General features: G+C 66.6%; 14 protein-coding genes. All 14 read left to right on the forward strand.

Annotated features, from left to right (window positions below; all coding sequences use genetic code 11):
* Window positions 1-456 (forward strand): flagellar export protein FliJ, encoded by a 456-nt coding sequence (fliJ, locus tag FHY19_RS20055; RefSeq protein ID WP_259150169.1) that lies wholly within the window; start codon window positions 1-3, stop codon window positions 454-456.
* On the forward strand, window positions 453-1,730 hold the full coding sequence (locus tag FHY19_RS20060; RefSeq protein WP_259168069.1) for a flagellar hook-length control protein FliK: 1,278 nt from the start codon (window positions 453-455) through the stop codon (window positions 1,728-1,730). Before fliJ ends, FHY19_RS20060 begins: the two co-directional genes overlap by 4 nt.
* 164 nt (window positions 1,731-1,894) lie before the next feature.
* Entirely contained in the window at window positions 1,895-2,437 is a 543-nt protein-coding gene (locus FHY19_RS20065; protein WP_259150174.1) for a flagellar basal body-associated FliL family protein, read from the forward strand.
* Between the two features lie 9 nt (window positions 2,438-2,446).
* Complete coding sequence (fliM, locus tag FHY19_RS20070; protein WP_046965540.1) at window positions 2,447-3,460, forward strand: flagellar motor switch protein FliM; 1,014 nt, start codon at window positions 2,447-2,449, stop codon at window positions 3,458-3,460.
* The gene (fliN, locus tag FHY19_RS20075; RefSeq protein ID WP_046965541.1) at window positions 3,457-3,795 is read left to right on the forward strand and encodes a flagellar motor switch protein FliN; all 339 of its coding nucleotides are present in this window, start codon (window positions 3,457-3,459) and stop codon (window positions 3,793-3,795) included. Before fliM ends, fliN begins: the two co-directional genes overlap by 4 nt.
* The gene (gene fliO, locus FHY19_RS20080) at window positions 3,792-4,199 is read left to right on the forward strand and encodes a flagellar biosynthetic protein FliO (RefSeq protein ID WP_259150191.1); all 408 of its coding nucleotides are present in this window, start codon (window positions 3,792-3,794) and stop codon (window positions 4,197-4,199) included. Before fliN ends, fliO begins: the two co-directional genes overlap by 4 nt.
* 1 nt (window position 4,200) lies before the next feature.
* Window positions 4,201-5,055: a flagellar type III secretion system pore protein FliP gene (gene fliP / locus FHY19_RS20085; RefSeq protein ID WP_259168071.1), complete on the forward strand. Its 855-nt coding sequence runs from the start codon at window positions 4,201-4,203 to the stop codon at window positions 5,053-5,055.
* A gap of 1,000 nt (window positions 5,056-6,055) precedes the next feature.
* On the forward strand, window positions 6,056-6,325 hold the full coding sequence (locus tag FHY19_RS20090) for a flagellar biosynthetic protein FliQ (protein WP_005996207.1): 270 nt from the start codon (window positions 6,056-6,058) through the stop codon (window positions 6,323-6,325).
* Window positions 6,326-6,338: 13 nt separating this feature from the next.
* Window positions 6,339-7,130 (forward strand): flagellar biosynthetic protein FliR, encoded by a 792-nt coding sequence (gene fliR / locus FHY19_RS20095; RefSeq protein WP_259150203.1) that lies wholly within the window; start codon window positions 6,339-6,341, stop codon window positions 7,128-7,130.
* Window positions 7,131-7,222: 92 nt separating this feature from the next.
* Window positions 7,223-10,180 carry a diguanylate cyclase gene (locus tag FHY19_RS20100; RefSeq protein WP_259168073.1) on the forward strand — a complete coding sequence of 986 codons (2,958 nt, stop codon included), beginning with the start codon at window positions 7,223-7,225 and terminating at the stop codon, window positions 10,178-10,180.
* Window positions 10,181-10,328: 148 nt separating this feature from the next.
* Entirely contained in the window at window positions 10,329-10,484 is a 156-nt protein-coding gene (locus FHY19_RS20105) for a hypothetical protein (RefSeq protein WP_259168074.1), read from the forward strand.
* Window positions 10,485-10,727: 243 nt separating this feature from the next.
* On the forward strand, window positions 10,728-13,649 hold the full coding sequence (locus FHY19_RS20110; RefSeq protein WP_259168076.1) for a ligand-binding sensor domain-containing diguanylate cyclase: 2,922 nt from the start codon (window positions 10,728-10,730) through the stop codon (window positions 13,647-13,649).
* 97 nt (window positions 13,650-13,746) lie between these two features.
* Window positions 13,747-15,834, forward strand: a complete 2,088-nt coding sequence (locus tag FHY19_RS20115; RefSeq protein WP_259168078.1) for an EAL domain-containing protein — start codon at window positions 13,747-13,749, stop codon at window positions 15,832-15,834.
* Window positions 15,835-16,254: 420 nt separating this feature from the next.
* Window positions 16,255-17,385: a flagellar biosynthesis protein FlhB gene (gene flhB, locus FHY19_RS20120; protein ID WP_259168080.1), complete on the forward strand. Its 1,131-nt coding sequence runs from the start codon at window positions 16,255-16,257 to the stop codon at window positions 17,383-17,385.
* Window positions 17,386-17,402: the final 17 nt, after the last annotated feature.

A 17,402-nucleotide genomic window follows, 5' to 3' on the forward strand; every position in this document is an offset into this window, starting at 1 on the left:
ATGATGCAGTCCAAGCGAATCGATCCCCTACTGCGGCGGGCCCAGGAACAGGAAGACAAGGTCGCCCGCGACCTGGCCGAGCGCCAGCGCGTGCTGGAGACCCACCAGTCGCGCCTGGAGGAACTGCGCCGCTACGCCGAGGAATACGCCAACAGCCACATGGCCGGCACCAGCGCGGTGGCGCTGAGCAACCGCCGCGCCTTTCTGGACCGGCTCGACAGCGCCGTGCTGCAGCAGGCCCAGACCGTGGAAAGCAACATCGCCAAGGTCGAATCCGAGCGCACCCGCCTGCTGCTGGCCAGCCGCGAAAAGCAGGTGCTGGAGCAACTGGCCGCCAGCTACCGCGCCCAGGAAAACAAGGTGATCGAACGTCGCGACCAGCGCGAGATGGACGATCTGGGCGCACGCCGCTCGCGCCTGGCGCGGGCCGAAGATACTCACGGAGAATCTGTATGAACCCCCTGTCCGCGTTTGCCGCCGGCCTTGGCGCGCTTGCCAGCACCGGCAAGAAGTCCAGCTACAGCGACCCGTCGTCCGAGCAGGACCCGGCGCAGGACCAGTTCGCGCGCATGCTCAATCCGGCCAACACGCCCACCCACGCCCCGCCGCAGGCGCCCGAGCGCGTGCCGGCCAAGCCGCCTGCCGCCAAATCCAGCCAACCCGACAAGAATCGCTCCGACGACGAACAGGGCGATGACGCGCCCGGCGATGCGACCAAGCGCCCGCGCGCCCAGGACGGCGATGCCAAGTCTGCCCAGCCCGCCAAGGAATCCACAGCCAAGGACAGCAGTGCCGCCAGCGCGAGCGGCAAGAGCGCAACTGCCAGCAAGGACAGCAAGGACGCCCCCGCCGATGCGGCCACGACCACCGAGGCCGGCTGGCCGCCCGCCGGCCTGGGCGGTTTTGGCATGAGCCTGCTGGCCCAGGCAGTACCGGGCGGCGATGTGCTCGCCGCCGCTGCCGCCGCGCTCGCCGCCAGTGTGGCCAATGCGGCCGGCGCCACGCCGACCGCGACCGCACTGCCGACCGATACCACCGCGCCCACAACCGCTGCTGCCGCAACCGCCACCGCCCTGCCCGCCCTGGGTGCGCTTGCGCCGGCTGCCGCCGCAGGCGCCAAGCCCACCTCGGCCACTGCGGTCAGCGGCGATGCGCAGACCGCCGCGCTGATGAGCATGGCGGTCAAGGCACTGGACCCGGCCGACGACAGCGCAGCAGTGGACGCACCGGATGCCCCGGCGTTCGTGCTGCCCACCGCCGCGCCCACGCTCACCCGCCTTCAGGACCCGGCGCCGATCTTCAGCGCCTCGCCCACGCCGACCCCGGAGATGGGCAGCGACACCTTCGACGATGCCATCGGCGCGCGGCTGAGCTGGCTGGCCGACCAGAAGATCGGCCACGCGCACATCAAGCTCACCCCGAACGAGATGGGCCCGGTCGAAGTGCGGCTGCATCTGGATGGCGACAAGGTCAACGCCAGCTTCACCGCCGCCAGTGCCGATACCCGTCAGGCTCTGGAACAGAGCCTGCCGCGGCTGCGCGAAATGCTCGGCCAGAACGGTTTCCAGCTCGGCCAGGCCGATGTGGGCAAGCAACAGCAGCAAGGCCAGAGCGGCAACGGCAACGGCAGCGGGCGCGATGGCACTGGCCTCACCCTGGACGACAGCCCGCCCGTCGGAATTCCGTCAGTAGTGTTACGCCAGCGTGGATTGCTGGACGCCTACGCCTGAGCCGCCGCGCCGGGACGGCCCGGCGCAACGCAAAAACGCAGCGCGCGCTGACCTTGCCGCCCGCTCTCCACCCTCGCAGCGCAAGGCTTGCGGGGGTTTTGCACACGCGCCCACGCGGCGCCAGGAATCCGTCGCGGTTTTGGCACGCCAGTTGCATCCATTGGGTGAGCATTCCCCTGGAGCAGAACGTGGCAGCGGCCAAGAAACCTGAAAAGACCGAAGAGAAAGAAGAGAAGAAGAAAGGCGGCAAGAAGCCTCTTCTGCTGATCGCCATTGGCGTGGTCGTGCTGGCCGCGGCCGGCGGCGGTGCGTGGTTCTTCCTCGGCCACAAGGGCGATGAAAAAGGCGGCAAGCACGATGCCCCCAAGGTGGCCGAAGTGCCAAAGCCGGCACAGTACTTCCCGATGGACCCGGCGATTGTGGTCAACCTGGCCGATCCCGGCGACGGCCCGCAGTATCTTCAGGTCGAAGTGCAGCTGGTCACCCGCGACCCGGAAGAACTCAAACTCATCACCGAGAACGCCCCCGCCATCCGCGCGCACCTGCTGATGCTGCTGTCTCAGGTCAAGGCCACCGACGTGGCCGATCTGGCCGGCAAGCAGAAGCTACAGAAATCCGCGCTGGCCGAAGCGCAGAAGGTCATGACCAGCGAAACCGGCAAGAAATGCATCGAAGAATTGCTGTTCACCAGTTTCGTCACCCAGTAAGGCTGCCCCATGAGCGTGAGTGATCTGCTTTCCCAGGACGAAATCGATGCCCTGCTGCATGGCGTGGATTCGGGTGCGGTCAACACCGAGCCGGAGCCGCTGCCCGGCGAAGCGCGGCAATACGATCTGTCCAGCCAGGACCGCATCATCCGTGGCCGCATGCCGACCCTGGAGATGGTCAACGAGCGCTTTGCGCGGCTGTGGCGCATCGGCCTGTTCAACCTGATCCGGCGCTCGGCCGACCTGTCGGTGCGCGGCATCGACCTGGTCAAGTTCAACGAGTACATGCACTCGCTGTACGTGCCGACCAACCTCAACCTGATCCGCTTCAAGCCGCTGCGCGGCACCGGCTTGATCGTGTTCGAACCCACCCTGGTGTTCACCGTGGTGGACAACTTCTTTGGTGGCGATGGCCGCTTCCATACCCGCATCGAAGGCCGCGAATTCACCGCCACCGAGATGCGCGTGATCCAGCTGATGCTCAAGCAGACCTTCGCCGACCTGAAGGAAGCCTGGGCGCCGGTGATGGAGGTGGACTTCGAGTACATCAACTCGGAGATCAACCCGCACTTCGCCAACATCGTCACCCCGCGCGAATACGTGGTGGTGTGCCGCTTCCACGTGGAGCTGGAAGGTGGCGGCGGCGAGATCCACATCACCCTGCCGTACTCGATGCTGGAGCCGATCCGCGAACTGCTCGATGCCGGCATCCAGAGCGACCGCAACGACCGCGACGACTCCTGGAACGTCATGCTGCGCGAGCAGCTCAACACCGCCGAGGTGACGCTGTCGAGCGTACTGGCCAGCAAGCGCATGAGCCTGCGCCAGCTCACCGGCCTGAAGGTCGGCGACATCCTGCCGATCGATCTGCCCGCGCAGGTACCGCTGTGCGTGGAAGACATTCCCATGTTCACCGGCGAATTCGGCGTCTCCAACGGCAACAACGCCGTGAAGATCACCGCCGTCCGCCCGCCCGGCGTGCAAGCCCCGCGTGCCGTTCCATCCCAGGACCCCAGCAAATGATCAACTCCGACATCCTCGACGCCGCGCCCGCCACCTTCGACAACCTGCAGGCCGAGCACGACCAGAATGCCACCGACCTCAACCTGGACGTCATCCTGGACGTGCCGGTGACGCTGTCGCTGGAAGTGGGCCGCGCCCGCATCCCGATCCGCAACCTGCTGCAGCTCAATCAGGGCTCGGTGGTGGAACTGGAACGCGGCGCCGGCGAGCCGCTGGACGTCTACGTCAACGGCACCTTGATCGCGCATGGCGAAGTGGTGGTGATCAACGACCGCTTCGGCATCCGCCTGACCGACGTGGTCAGCCCCAGCGAACGGATCCGGAGGCTGCGGTGATCGGCCTGCTGGCTGCCGCCGCGCCGGTTGCGGCCAAGGCCACCCAGGTCGGTGCGCAGGCGCCGTCCTCGCCCAGCCTGTTTGGCGCGGTCTTTGCATTGCTGTTGGTGCTCGCGCTGATCGTCGGCCTGGGCTGGTTGCTCAAGCGCATGCCCGGCAGCGGTTTTCGCAACAGCGAGGGCCTGCGCGTGGTGACCAGCCTGGCGGTGGGTGCCAAGGAACGCGTGGTGGTGGTGGAGGTCAACGGCCAGCAATTGCTGCTGGGCGTCACCGCCGGCGGCATCAGCACCTTGCACACCTTGCCCGAACCGCTGCCGCCAGCGCCCGCTCCCACCCTGCCCAATTTCAAGCAACTCCCCAATTTCGCCCAGCTGCTCGCACAGAAGCTGCGCAAGGACCCGTGACATGTTCAGTCGTTGGAATCGCTGGGGGCGCAGCCTGCGCCTGGTCTTGATCCTGCTGGTGATGAGCTGCCCGCTGCTGGCCGCCGCCACGCCCGCCGCGTTGCCGTCGATGGCGCAGGCCGCTGCCCCCGCTGCCGCTGCCGCACCGGCGCCGGCGGTGCCGCCCGGCTCCAACCAGTTGCCGAACCTGCCCAACGTGAGCGTGGGCCGCATCGGCGACCAGCCGGTGAGCCTGCCGCTGCAGACCCTGCTGCTGATGACGGCGATCACCTTGCTGCCGTCGATGCTGCTGGTGCTGACTGCCTTTACCCGCATCACCATCGTGCTGGGCCTGCTGCGTCAGGCGCTGGGCACCGGCCAGACCCCGTCCAACCAGGTGCTGCTGGGCCTGGCGATGTTCCTGACCGCGCTGGTGATGATGCCGGTGTGGCAAAAGATGTGGGGTGCCGGCCTGCAGCCGTACCTCAACAACCAGATCGATTTCTCCACCGCCTGGACGCTGACCACCCAGCCGCTGCGCGCCTTCATGCTGGCGCAGATTCGCGAGACCGATCTGATGACCTTCGCGGGCATGGCCGGCGACGGCAAGTACGCAGGTCCGGACGCGGTGCCGTTCCCGGTGCTGGTGGCCTCGTTCGTGACCAGCGAGCTGAAGACCGCCTTCGAGATCGGGTTCCTGATCTTCATCCCGTTCGTGATCATCGACCTGGTGGTGGCCAGCGTGCTGATGTCGATGGGCATGATGATGCTGTCGCCGATGCTGATCTCCGCGCCGTTCAAGATCCTGCTGTTCATCCTGGTGGATGGATGGGTGCTGGTGGTGGGCACGCTGGCAGCGAGCTTCAACGCGTCGTAGGTATGGATGGCGCGCTGCCCGCGATCGATGTGGCTGGCACTGTCATTGGTATCCAGCTGAGCCACATGAATGTTTGAGTGGTGACTGCGTCTGGTTGAGTTCGGCATAGGGTGACAACGAACGACGGCTTCGGAGCACTAGCCCTTCCCGTCTCTTCCCTGCTCACCTCGCCCCCCCCCCAAAAAAAATTTTGGCTATTGCTTCTCGGTTCAAGCTCCCGGATCTGCGCTTTTGCCTTTGCTTGCTCCTGTGCTTTTGCTCTGTGCTCTTTGCTCGTCTGGGGCCCCATACCGCAGCGGCAAGGCCGGCAGATACAACCCGCAGGGCGGCGCGCATGGATGCGCGACGTTTTTGTAAGGGACATGGATGTCCCTTACAAAAATTTCTGCCGGACTTGCGCACCCGCAGCGCCGAAGGCGCGGAGGGCGCGAGGACGGGGTGTGCTTTCTTTTGGTTACTTTTCTTTGCACAAGCAAAGAAAAGTGACTCGCGCCTGACAGGGCGTGAAAGCCTTTGATTTCACTGCGTGGCATTGATAAGCGAAATCAATGCGACGAGGCAACACAGGTGCAAGTGCAAGTGCAAAGCTTTCGTCCCCCTTCGGGGGGCGAGTCACTTTCTTTGCTTGTGCAAAGAAAGTAACCAAAGAAACACACCCCGTCCTCGCGCCTTCCGCGCTGCGCGCTCCAGGTCCGCAATCCGGGTAGAAATTTTTGTAAGGGACATCCCTGTCCCTTACAAAAACATCGCGCATCCTTGCGCGATGCCCTTCGGGTTGTATCTACCCGGCTTGCCGCTGCGGTATGGGGGGCCGTAAAGCCAACAACAAAGCAACAGCAAAGCGAAAGCGAAAGCGACAGCAAGGCAAGGCAAGGCAAGGCAAGGCAAGGCAAGGATGAAACCGACCTCACTCACCACCAAACCGCTAGCCCAGCACCCCATCCCGAATCCCGAATCTCCAATCCCCGCCCTTTGGCACCCGACTTGCATCAGCACGCCCATGAGCCCTGAAATCGCCCTGACTGAACTACGTGGTGGCCTGGTCACCGTCCTGTGGATTGCCGGACCGATGCTGCTGGCGGTGTTGATCGTCGGTGTGGTCATCGGTGTGGTGCAGGCTGCCACCCAGTTGAATGAACCCACCATCGGCTTCGTGGCCAAGGCGGTCGCGTTGACCGCGACCCTGTTCGCCACCGGCAGCATGCTGCTGGGGCATCTGGTGGAATTCACCATTGCGCTGTTCCAGCGCATTCCGCATCTGATCGGTTAGCGGGCCGCACCGGATGGATTCCGCTACCCAGATGGTGATCGACGGCCAGCGCGCGTTTGCGATGGTCGGGGCGATCATGTGGACCATGCTGCGCACCGGTGCCTTGCTCACGGCCATGCCGTTGATCGGCACGCGCGCAGTGCCCGGGCGGGTGCGGGTGATGCTGGCCGGGACCTTGTCGATGGTGCTGGCGCCGATCCTGCCGCCGGTGCCGGAGTGGGACGGATTCACCGCGCAGGCAGTGCTGAGCATCGCGCGCGAGTTGGCCGTCGGCGCCAGCATGGGCTTCATGTTGAAGCTGATCTTCGAGGCCGGCGCACTGGCCGGCGAGTTGGTGTCGCAGTCCACCGGCCTGTCGTTTGCGCAGATGTCCGACCCGATGCGCGGGGTGACCTCCGGTGTGATCGCGCAGTGGTTCTACATCGGGTTCGGCTTGCTGTTCTTTGCGGCCAACGGGCATCTTGCGGTGATCTCGCTGCTGGTGGACAGCTACAAGGCGCTGCCGATCGGCACGGCCATTCCCGACGCCGGCGCGTTTGCGGAGGTGGCGCCGACCCTGTTCCTGCAGATCCTGCGCGGCGGGCTGACCCTGGCCTTGCCGATGATGGTGGCGATGCTGGCGGTCAATCTGGCCTTCGGCGCGTTGGCCAAGGCGGCGCCGGCGTTGAACCCGATGCAACTTGGGTTGCCGCTGACGGTCTTATTGGGGCTGTTCCTGTTGTCCAGCTTCGCAAGCGAGTTCGCGCCACCGGTGCAGCGCATGTTCGACACCGCCTTCGACTCCGCCAGAGAACTGACGGGCTGACCGTACGGCCGCTCAAGTTTTGCGACCGGTCGCCGTCAACGCTGGGGACGATTGACCCATTCGATCGCATTGCCTTCTTCTCGCGGAAACCGATGCCCAACGTGTCTGCGCTGTTCGTTCCACCTGGTTCGCGCGGCAAGGCGCTGCGCCTGGCAGCGCTGTGCCTGCTCGGGTGGCTGATCGCGGGCAGCGGATGGGCGCAAACCTATAGCTTTCACGATTACGCCCAGGCCGATGGCCTGCAGGGCATGACCGTCAACAGCCTGCTCGAGGACCGACAGGGCGTGGTCTGGGTAGGTACCGAACTGGCATTGCATCGTTTCGAACGCGAACAACTCATTCCCGTCGGCCGCGAAAGCGGGCTGGACGCACGCTATATCCGCGCGTTGACGCTGGATGGGCGCGGGCGCCTGTGGGTGGCCAGCGCCAACGGCGTGTTCGTGCGCAACGGCACCACCTTTAGCCCGGTATTGCACAATGGCACCGCGATCCGCGCCGACAGCGGCAATGTGATCGCCCCGTACGCGGGCGGCGTGGTGGTGGTCAGCGAAAATCAGCTATTGCACCTGCTGCCGGCCAAGCCGGGCGGCTGGAGCGCCCGGGTGCTGCCGTTGCGGCTGGACGACGGCACCACCCTGCCCGCCGGTAAAGCCTTGCTGGCCGACGGCACAGCGCTGTGGGCCAGTTGCGGACAACGCGTCTGCCGCATCGATGCCGACGGACGCATCACCCAGTTGGGCGATGCCGACGGCGTGCCGGAACGGCAATGGCGCGCGGTGTTCCGCGACCATCGCGGCAACCTGTGGCTGCGCGGCGGCGGCTTGGTGATGTCGCGCGCGCCGGGCGAGCGGGTGTTCCGCGACCACGCACCTCCGGCCGGTACCCGGTTCGACACCCTGTCCGGCGCAACCACCTTGTCGGAGGATGCGCAGGGCCGCCTGATTACCCGCTCCGACCGCGGAATGGTGCGCTGGGAAGGCGATCACTGGCGCTATTTCGGGCACGACCAGGGGCTGTCGATCAGCCCGATGGTCGGCCCGTTGATGATGCAGAGCACCGGCCAGCTATGGATCGGCACGCGCGGCCTGGGTGTGCAGCGCTGGCTGGGCTACGGCACCATCGAGCACTGGGACGAAAGCCAGGGTCTGGCCGAATCGCCGACCTGGGCCATCCAGCGGCTGCCCAGTGGGGAGCTGCTGGTAGGCGGCGATGCCGGCTCCAATGTGCTGGATCCGCGGACCGGGCGCATGCAGCCGTGGACACTGGCCAACGGTGAGCCGTTGCTGCAATCGATCTCCATCGCGCTGTCGCCGGCAGATGGCGCGGCCTGGGTGGCGCGCTCGTCCGGAGCCCTGGCACGTCGCGACCCGCGAACGGGCAAGACCATCGACGTGCTGCAGCTCGGCCTGCCCACCAACAAGCTGCTGTTCGATTCGCGCGGGGTGCTGTGGGTCACCACGCCGCGCGGCCTGTACTCCGTCCCGCCCGAACTGCCGCTGCAGGCAAGGCGCGAGGAAGCGGTACCGGCGGCGTTCGTCGGCGATATCGAGCTGGATGCTCGGAGTCGACTGTGGGCCAGCACGCGCGAAGGGCTGTATCGCCAGGAAAAAAACGGCCGCTGGCTGCAGGTGCAGGTGCACGGCAACCTTCCCAGCCACGATTACTTCCTGCTGGACTTTTCCGACGACGGTCAGCTCTGGCTGTCCTTGCGCGACACCGGGCTGTGGCACGGCGCCGTGCAGGACGATGCGCAGGTCACGCTGACCGCAGTGAGCGACACGCTGGTGTCGCGCGTGATGCCGTTCATCCTGCGTCACGACAGCAAGGGACGCCTGTGGCTGGGCAGCAGCCAGGGCCTGGACCTGCTGGACCGTGGACGCTGGTCGCGCGCCACGCGCAGCGAGGGCCTGCTGTGGGACGACGTGTCTGCCAATGCGCTGTTCGAGGACGACGATGGCAGCGTCTGGCTCGGCAGCAGCCGCGGGCTGACCCATCTGATCGATCCGTCGCGTGCGTTCACCTCGCCGCTGCTCCGGGTGGAGGTGCTGCGCGTGCAGCGTGGCGGGCAGACCCTTGCTGCCGGTGCGCAGGTACCGTGGTCGCAGGTTCCGCTGGATGTGGATCTGAGTACGCCCGGTGCCGAAGGCGGCCCGGACCGCATCAGCTTCCGCTACCGCGTGGAAGGCCACCAGGCCAGCTGGACCAGCACCTCGCTCAGCCACATCACCTATCCGCTGCTGCCGCCTGGCCGCTATGCCCTGGAGGTGCAGGCCGTGGACGCGGGCCAGCGCAGTGCAAGCCCGATCACGCGCTTTGCCTTCGTGCTCAGTCCGCCCTGGTGGCGCGGCATTCCCGCCTTGATCGCGTACGTGTTGCTGGCGATCGCAGCAGTGATCGTGCTGTTGCGCTGGCGCACGGCCAAACTGCTGCGACGCAAGCGCGAACTGGAGCAGCTGGTTGCCGAGCGCACTGCCGAGCTGGAACAGGACAAGCGCGACCTGGAATCGGCACGTGCCGAACTGGCACTCAAGGCCACCCACGACGAACTGACCGGCCTGCTCAACCGCTCCGGCATTCTCGCCACGCTGCGCGAGATGCTGTTGCGGGCCGATGCAACGGCGCGGCCATTGGCGGTGGTGCTGATCGACCTGGATCACTTCAAGCTGGTCAACGATCAGCACGGGCATCTGGCCGGCGATGCGGTGCTGGCCGGGGTCGGTCGTCGGATGGATACGCTGGTGCGTGGCGACGACCGGATCGGCCGCTACGGCGGCGAAGAATTGCTGGCGCTGCTGCCGGGGCTGACGCACGACGCCACGCATCGGCTCGATGCGCTGCACCGCGGCATCTGCGGCGATTACGCCATCGACGGTGGCTGGTTGCACGTCACCTGCTCGATCGGCGTGGCCTGGTTCATTCCCGGCGAAACCCTGGAGCAATTGCTGGCGCGCGCCGATGCCGCGCTGTACAGCGCCAAACGCAGCGGCCGCAATCGCATCTATTACGATGCCGGCCACCTCGCTGCGGCATCCGGCACTGTCGGCAACTGATCGCTGCAAGGCCGCTGTGGTCGCGTCATCGCGATTGGAGGCATCACGCCGGGCTGCGGCAGCGCCCGCATCCATGCAGCGCTGAACGTTGTCAGGGCATGCGACGGCCACGCGCGCGCGGTCGGGTGAGATGCCGAGTGGATCGAACATGAAGCTTGAGCGCAGTTTCGTTCGATCCAACGCGTGCCTGCGTGTCGGTCGTGTTCGCTCGATCACTGCCGGCCTCGATTGCCGCGTCCTGCACCTGCCACGCACATCTGGCGCGATCATCCAATGCATCGACAACGCGCAGGCGCATCGATGAGATGCACACATTTGCATCGATGGCGCACAGTCGCCTTGATGGGATGCACACATTGGCGTCGTACAGCGCTCGCGCCTGCCTGGCCGCTGTGCACTGGCAACGGCGTTGTCCTAAAGTAAATCGCGTGAACAGCCGCTAGTCGATATATCGCGGCCGCTATGGGGGGCTGCCAATGGCAAGCGTGAGTCACCCGCGCGAGGGGCGCGGACCGCACGCACCGATGCGTGGGAGATTGCAACGCCCGTGGGGTTTTTGCACCGCCAATGGAGGTCGTCAGGCCGAGCGGCATCGCTTGCTGCGATGCTGCTGTTGGCGTTGCTGTCGTTTGCCGAGCTGGCCAGCGCGCAGAGCGCCAGCATCCGCCGCTATGCCCATGACCAGGGTCTGCTCGGCCTTGCCGGCACCTGCCTGTTGCAGACCCGCAGCACCTTGATGTGGGTCTGCACCGAGAGCGGTCTGTATCGCTACAACGGCCGCATCTTTCAACAGGTGATGCTGGACGGCCTGCGCAACGAACCGATTACGGCAATCAGCGAACAGCCCGATGGGCGCCTGTGGGTTGCCGGCTTCCAGGCGCTGTTCATCGGCGACGAGCATGGCTTTCGTAAGCTCGCGCGCGATGAAGCCCAGCACCTGCAGGAAGGCCTGCTGCTTGCCAGCCTTTCCTGGGGCACGGTGATCGCCAATGGCGGCGAACTGGAAATACTGCGCGCGCGCAGCAATGGCCGTTGGCATAGCGAATCGCTGCTGGACACCGCCACGCGGGTGCGGGTGCCCGAGCTGTCGAAGGTGTTGAGCCTGTCGGTGGAAGGCGACACGCTGTGGGTCGGCTGCGGACGCAAGCTGTGCGCCATCGATGCACAGCGCAAGGTAAAGGTTTACGGGCCCGACGAGGGCGTGCCGGTCGATCGCTGGTACAGCGTGTTGCGCGACAACGACGGTGGTCTGTGGGTGCGCGGTGCCGGCACCCTGCTCTACCGCGCGCCGCATGCAGGCACATTCGGTGTGCGGACGTTGCCGCTGCTGGACAGCAGCACGGTCGGGCAACCGGCGCCACTGGTGATGGACCGCGAAGGACGCGTGCTGGTCCGCCGCAACGACGGCCTGGCACGCTGGGAAAACGGTGCCTGGCGCAGCTTTGGCACCGACAACGGACTGCCGCCCGGCAGCAGCGATGCGATCGTGGTGGACCGCGATGGCGATGTCTGGATGACCGTGGACGGCGAAGGTCTGGTGCGCTGGGCCGGCTACGAATGGATCGAAAACTGGGATGCCTCGCAAGGCATGCCGGCCGCGCCCACCTGGTCCATCGCACGCGATGCACAGAACGCATTGTTGGTCGGCAACGAGCACGGCGTGGGACGACAGGCCCAAGCGGGCGGGCGGTTCGTACCGGCCTTGCCGCAATCGGGCATCCAGATCGTCGGCATGGCGCGCAGCACCGACGGCAGCCTGTGGACGCTGAACTCTGCCGGCCTGCTGCGCCGCAACTGGCCGGACGGCCGCAGCGCCGAGATCGCCAAACTTCCGCGCACCGGTCGGCGCCTGCACATCGACCGTCAGGGCCGCCTGTGGATTCTCACGGTGGGCGGCTTGTTCGTGATCGAGCGCCCGCTGGACGGCGGCAGCCTGCAGCCGGCCGCCGGCATGCCGACGATCGCCTACACCGATGTCCAGCAGACCGCCGACGGCACGCTGTGGGTGTCCAGTGCCAACGGGCTATTCCGGCTGCAGGACTCGCATTGGTCCAAGGTGCAGGTGAAGGTCAACGGCGGCGACGCCGACCCGTGGATCAGCAAGTTCCACATCAGCGACAGCGGCGAAGTGTGGCTGGCGTTCTATCGCCCCGGCCTGTGGCACGGCATGTTGCTCGCCGATGGCCTGGACCTGCAGGCGATCAGCGACGAAGCGCTGCGCGATGTCGGCGTGTACCTGATGCGCGGCGACAGCCTCGGGCGGGTCTGGGTGGGCCACGCACGCGGCGTGGAGGTCTATAACGGCGAGCGCTGGGCGCATCTGTCGCAGTCGCAGGGCCTGCTCTGGGACGACGTGTCCGAGGCCGCATTCGCCGAAGATCCGGACGGCTCGGTGTGGATCGGCACCGCGCGCGGCGTCAGCCACCTGAAGGACCCGGCGCGCCTGTTCGACGAGCGCCAGCCCAGCGTGCGCATCGACAGCGTCAGCCGCGGCGGCGCGCCGATCCGCGCCGGGCAGCTGCTGGGCTGGAGCGACACGCCACTGCATATCGAGCTGTCGACGATGGAGGTCTACGACGACCCGAGCCGGCTGACCGTGCGTTATCGCGTGCTGGGTCTGCACAACGAATGGATCGAGAGCGACGACCTGTCGATCGACCAGCCGCCGTTGCCGTCCGGGCATTTCCGCCTGCAGGTGCAACTGGTGGACCGCTATCGGCGCACCACCTCGCCGGTGGTGGATCTGGCCTTTGCAGTGGCGCCCCTGTGGTGGCGCAGCCCGCCGGCGATCGCGTTGTACATCTTGATCGGCGGCGGCTTGCTGATCGGTCTGTGGACCTGGCGGCACCGCCATCTGGTCGCGCGCGAACGCATGCTGGCCGAGCTGGTGGCCGAACGCACCTATCAGCTGGAACACGAAAAACGCGACCTGGAGAGCGCGCGCGCGGCGCTGGCACTGAAGGCCAGCCACGATGCGCTCACCGGCCTGCTCAACCGCTCCGGCATTCTCGATGCCATGACCGAAGAGCTGCAGGCCTGCGCGCATGCCGAGCACCCGTTGGCGGTGGTGCTGATCGACCTGGATCATTTCAAGCAGGTCAACGACGAGCACGGCCATCTGGTCGGCGACGCGGTACTGGCCAAGGTCGGCGCCCGGCTCACCGCGTGCCTGCGCGATTCGGACAAGGTGGGCCGCTACGGTGGCGAAGAACTGCTGTTGCTCTTGCCTGGCATGAACCGCCAGAGCCAGCACCGCCTGCGCGCCATCCACGCAGCGATCAGCCTGCCGCCCTACGAGGTCGGTGCCGCGCGAGCGCTGCAGGTGACCTGCTCGGTCGGCGTGGCGTGGTTTCGCATCGGCGACACCGCTGCCTCGTTGCTGGCGCGTGCGGACGAGGCCTTGTATCGGGCCAAGGGCAACGGCCGCAACCGCATCGAACCGGAAGAACCCGAAAGTTCGGTGGCCTGATCGATCCACAGCGTTGCGCGCTTGCGGGCTCAAGAACGCGCACGCCGGGTCGCTAGCTCCTTGAGCAAGCGCGTCTGTCGACGTCGGAACTGGATGGGTGGTCGCAACCTATAACCTTGGCATGGTGCTGTTGTCGCTGGTGGTGGCCGTGCTGGCCTCCTACACCGCGCTGCATCTGGCCGCCCGCATGACCGTCAGCCGTGGCGGCATCGCCGCCGCATGGCTGGTGGGCGGCGCCATCGCGATGGGGATCGGCATCTGGTCGATGCACTTTGTCGGCATGCTGGCGTTCCAGCTCCCCATTCCGCTGGGCTACGACGTGGCGCTGACCGCCTACTCGATGCTGGCGGCCATCCTGGCCTCGGCGCTGGCGCTGTGGCTGACCTCGCAACCGCAACTGCCCTGGCCGCGGCTGGGCCTGGGCGCGGTGCTGATGGGGCTGGGCATCGCGCTGATGCACTACATAGGCATGGGCGCGCTGCGCATGTCGCCTGCCATCACCTATGACCCGATGCTGTTTGTCCTGTCGGTGGCGATCGCCATCGGTGCGTCCGCCGCCGCGCTGTGGATCGCATTCCGGCTGCGTCACGATGGCCGCCGCTACAGCCTGCGCCTGATCGCCGCCTTGATCATGGGCGTAGCGATCGTCGGCATGCATTACACCGGCATGGCCGCCGCGCAATTCGCAGCGGGCAGCATCTGCGGCGCGGCCGCCGGGGCGCACCTGCCGTTGTCGTGGCTGGCCGCGGTGGTGGTGGCGGTCACGCTGGGCCTGCTGATCCTGGCGCTGGTGATCTCGGTGCTGTCGCGCCGCTATCAGCAGCGCACCGACGTGCTGGCGCAATCGCTGGCGCAAGCCAATGCCGATCTGGCGCTGGCCGCCCTGCACGACCCGCTCACCCGCCTGCCCAACCGGGTGCTGCTGCACGAGCACGTCTTGCAGAACATCGAGCGCGCGCAACGCGATGGGCAACGTTTTGCGGTGATGCTGATCGACCTGGACGGCTTCAAGGTGATCAACGACGGCTATGGCCACCGGGTCGGCGATCAATTGCTGGTGGTGGTGGCCGAGCGCCTGAGCGCGCACCGGCGCGCGCATGGCAGCCTGGCGCGGCTGGGCGCGGACGAATTCGTGCTGGTGGCCGATATCGCCGACCCGGAAGACGCCGCGGCCATTGCCGGGCATCTGCTGCAGGCGCTGGCGGTGCCGTTTCTGGTCGGCGACCAGGAGCTGCGCCTGAGCAGCAGCATCGGCATTGCGCTGTATCCCGAAGACGCCGGCAGCGAGCACCAGCTGATGACCCACGCCGACGCGGCGATGGGCCACGCCAAGCAGGCCGGGCGCAACCGCTACCGCTTCTTCGAGCGCGCCATGACCGACACCACCCGCGAGCGCCTGCAGCTGCTGCAAGACATACCGCGCGCGCTGGAATCGGGCCAGTTCGTGCTGCACTACCAGCCCAAGTACTGCGCCGACGACGGCCGCCCGATCGGCGCCGAGGCGCTGATCCGCTGGCAGCATCCGCAGCGCGGCCTGGTGCCGCCGGACAGCTTCATTCCGCTGGCCGAACGCAGCGGCATGATCGGCCCGCTCGGCAGCTGGGTGCTGCAGCAGGCGTGCCGGCAGATGCGCGCGTGGCGCGATGCCGGCCACGGCGACTGGCGGGTGGCGGTGAACCTGTCGGCCACCCAGCTGGCCTCGCCCAGCCTGCTCGACGAAGTGGCCACCACGCTGAGCCACTACGCCATCGCGCCCGGCCAGCTCACGCTGGAAATCACCGAAACCATGGCCATGCGCGATGCCGACGCCTGCCTGCGCACGCTCGGCCAGCTCAATGCGCTGGGTGTGCGCATTGCCATCGACGATTTCGGCACCGGTTATTCCAACCTGCTCTATCTGCGCAAACTGCCCGCGCACGAGCTCAAGATCGATCGCAGCTTCGTGCAGGCCATGGATAGCGGCGCCGAAGACATCGCCATCGTCGCGGCGGTCGTGGCGCTGGCCCACACCATGCGCCTGCAGGTGGTGGCCGAGGGCGTGGAGACCGCTGCCCAGCGCAACACCCTGGAACGGCTGGGCTGCGACCAGTTGCAGGGCTACCTGCTGGGGCGGCCGATGGAGGCCGACCGGTTCATCGCCGTGGTCGTCGCCCAGCGCGACGGCCTGCGTCGCCAGGCCAGCTGAGCGAAGCCCCGGCGGCTGGCCGAAAGCGCGGCATGCGCACCCTGCGAGTTGCCATAGGTGCAACCCGATGCCGGCGACCCGAGCCGCCGCCCATCCAGCCCGATGCAGGCCAGTCGTCAGACATCGGCAACTGTCCCGCCCTGCCCCCACCCTCCCCAACTCGCCCCGCGCCCCGCCACCCGCTCTTGCGAATCCCCAATCCCGATTCCCCAATCCCGTTTTTGACGTGCCACGACCGTTTGCCGAGACGTTGCCGCTCCTCAGACATCGGCGACCGACCCGCCCTGCCCCCACCACCCTCCCCAACTCGCCCCGCGCCCCGCCACCCGCTCTTGCAAATCCCCAATCCCGATTCCCCAATCCCTTTTTTTAAGGAACACAACTTGCATCAGCCCAGGCTGATCCCCCACCGGCACCTCCATGTCCGAGTCCGAAGACGGCGGCGAACGCACAGAGCTTCCCACCGAAAAACGCCTGCGCGAGGCACGTGAGCAGGGCAACATCCCGCAATCGCGGGAGTTGTCCACCGCGGCGGTGTTCGGCGCCGGCGTGTTCGGGCTGATGGCCCTGGCCGGCGGCATCGGCGATGGCGCGGCGGTGTGGATGAAGACCGCGCTCAGCCCCGACCCCAGGATGCGCGAGAACCCGATGGCGCTGTTCGGCCACTTCGGCGACCTGCTGATGCAGCTGCTGTGGGTAATGCTGCCGTTGATCGGCGTCTGCCTGCTGGCCGGACTGGCCGGCCCGCTGCTGATGAGCGGCCTGCATTTTTCCAGCAAGGCCATCATGCCCGACCTCACCAAGCTCAACCCGATGAACGGGATCAAGCGCATGTGGGGCAGCAACAGCCTGGCCGAGCTGGTCAAGTCGATCCTGCGCCTGCTGTTCGTCGGCCTGGCGGCCTGGCTGTGCATCTCCAAGAACCTGCACGGCCTGCGCTCGCTGGTGAACCAGCCGCTGGAACAGGCCGTCGGCAACGGCCTGCATTTCACCAAGAGCCTGCTGTTCTACACCGCAGGCGCCTTGGTGCTGCTGGCCGCCATCGACGCGCCGTACCAGAAGTGGAACTGGATGCGGAAGCTCAAGATGACCCGCGAAGAGATCAAGCGCGAGATGAAGGAGAGCGAGGGCAGCCCGGAGGTGAAGGGCCGTATCCGCCAGATGCAGATGCAGATGTCGCAGCGCCAGATGATGGAGGCGGTGCCCAAGGCCGACGTGGTGCTGATGAATCCGACCCACTACGCGGTGGCGCTCAAGTACGAAGGCGGCAAGATGCGCGCCCCGATCGTGGTGGCCAAGGGCGTGGACGAAATGGCCTTCCGCATCCGCGAAGCCTGCGAACAACACCGGGTGGCGATCGTCACCGCACCGCCTTTGGCACGCGCCTTGTATAGAGAAGCTCAAATCGGCAAGGAAATTCCCGTGAGACTCTATTCGGTCGTGGCCCAGGTGCTCTCCTACGTCTACCAGTTGCGTGGCTGGAACGGCGGCCCGATGCCGGAATTGCCGTCGCTGGACGTGGATGAGTTCGGCAAGGGAGCCAGCGCATGAGCGCCCAACCTGCCCCG

Origin of the sequence: Xanthomonas sp. 4461 (assembly GCF_024806475.1) — a bacterium.
GTDB classification, from domain to species: Bacteria; Pseudomonadota; Gammaproteobacteria; order Xanthomonadales; family Xanthomonadaceae; genus Xanthomonas; species Xanthomonas arboricola_F.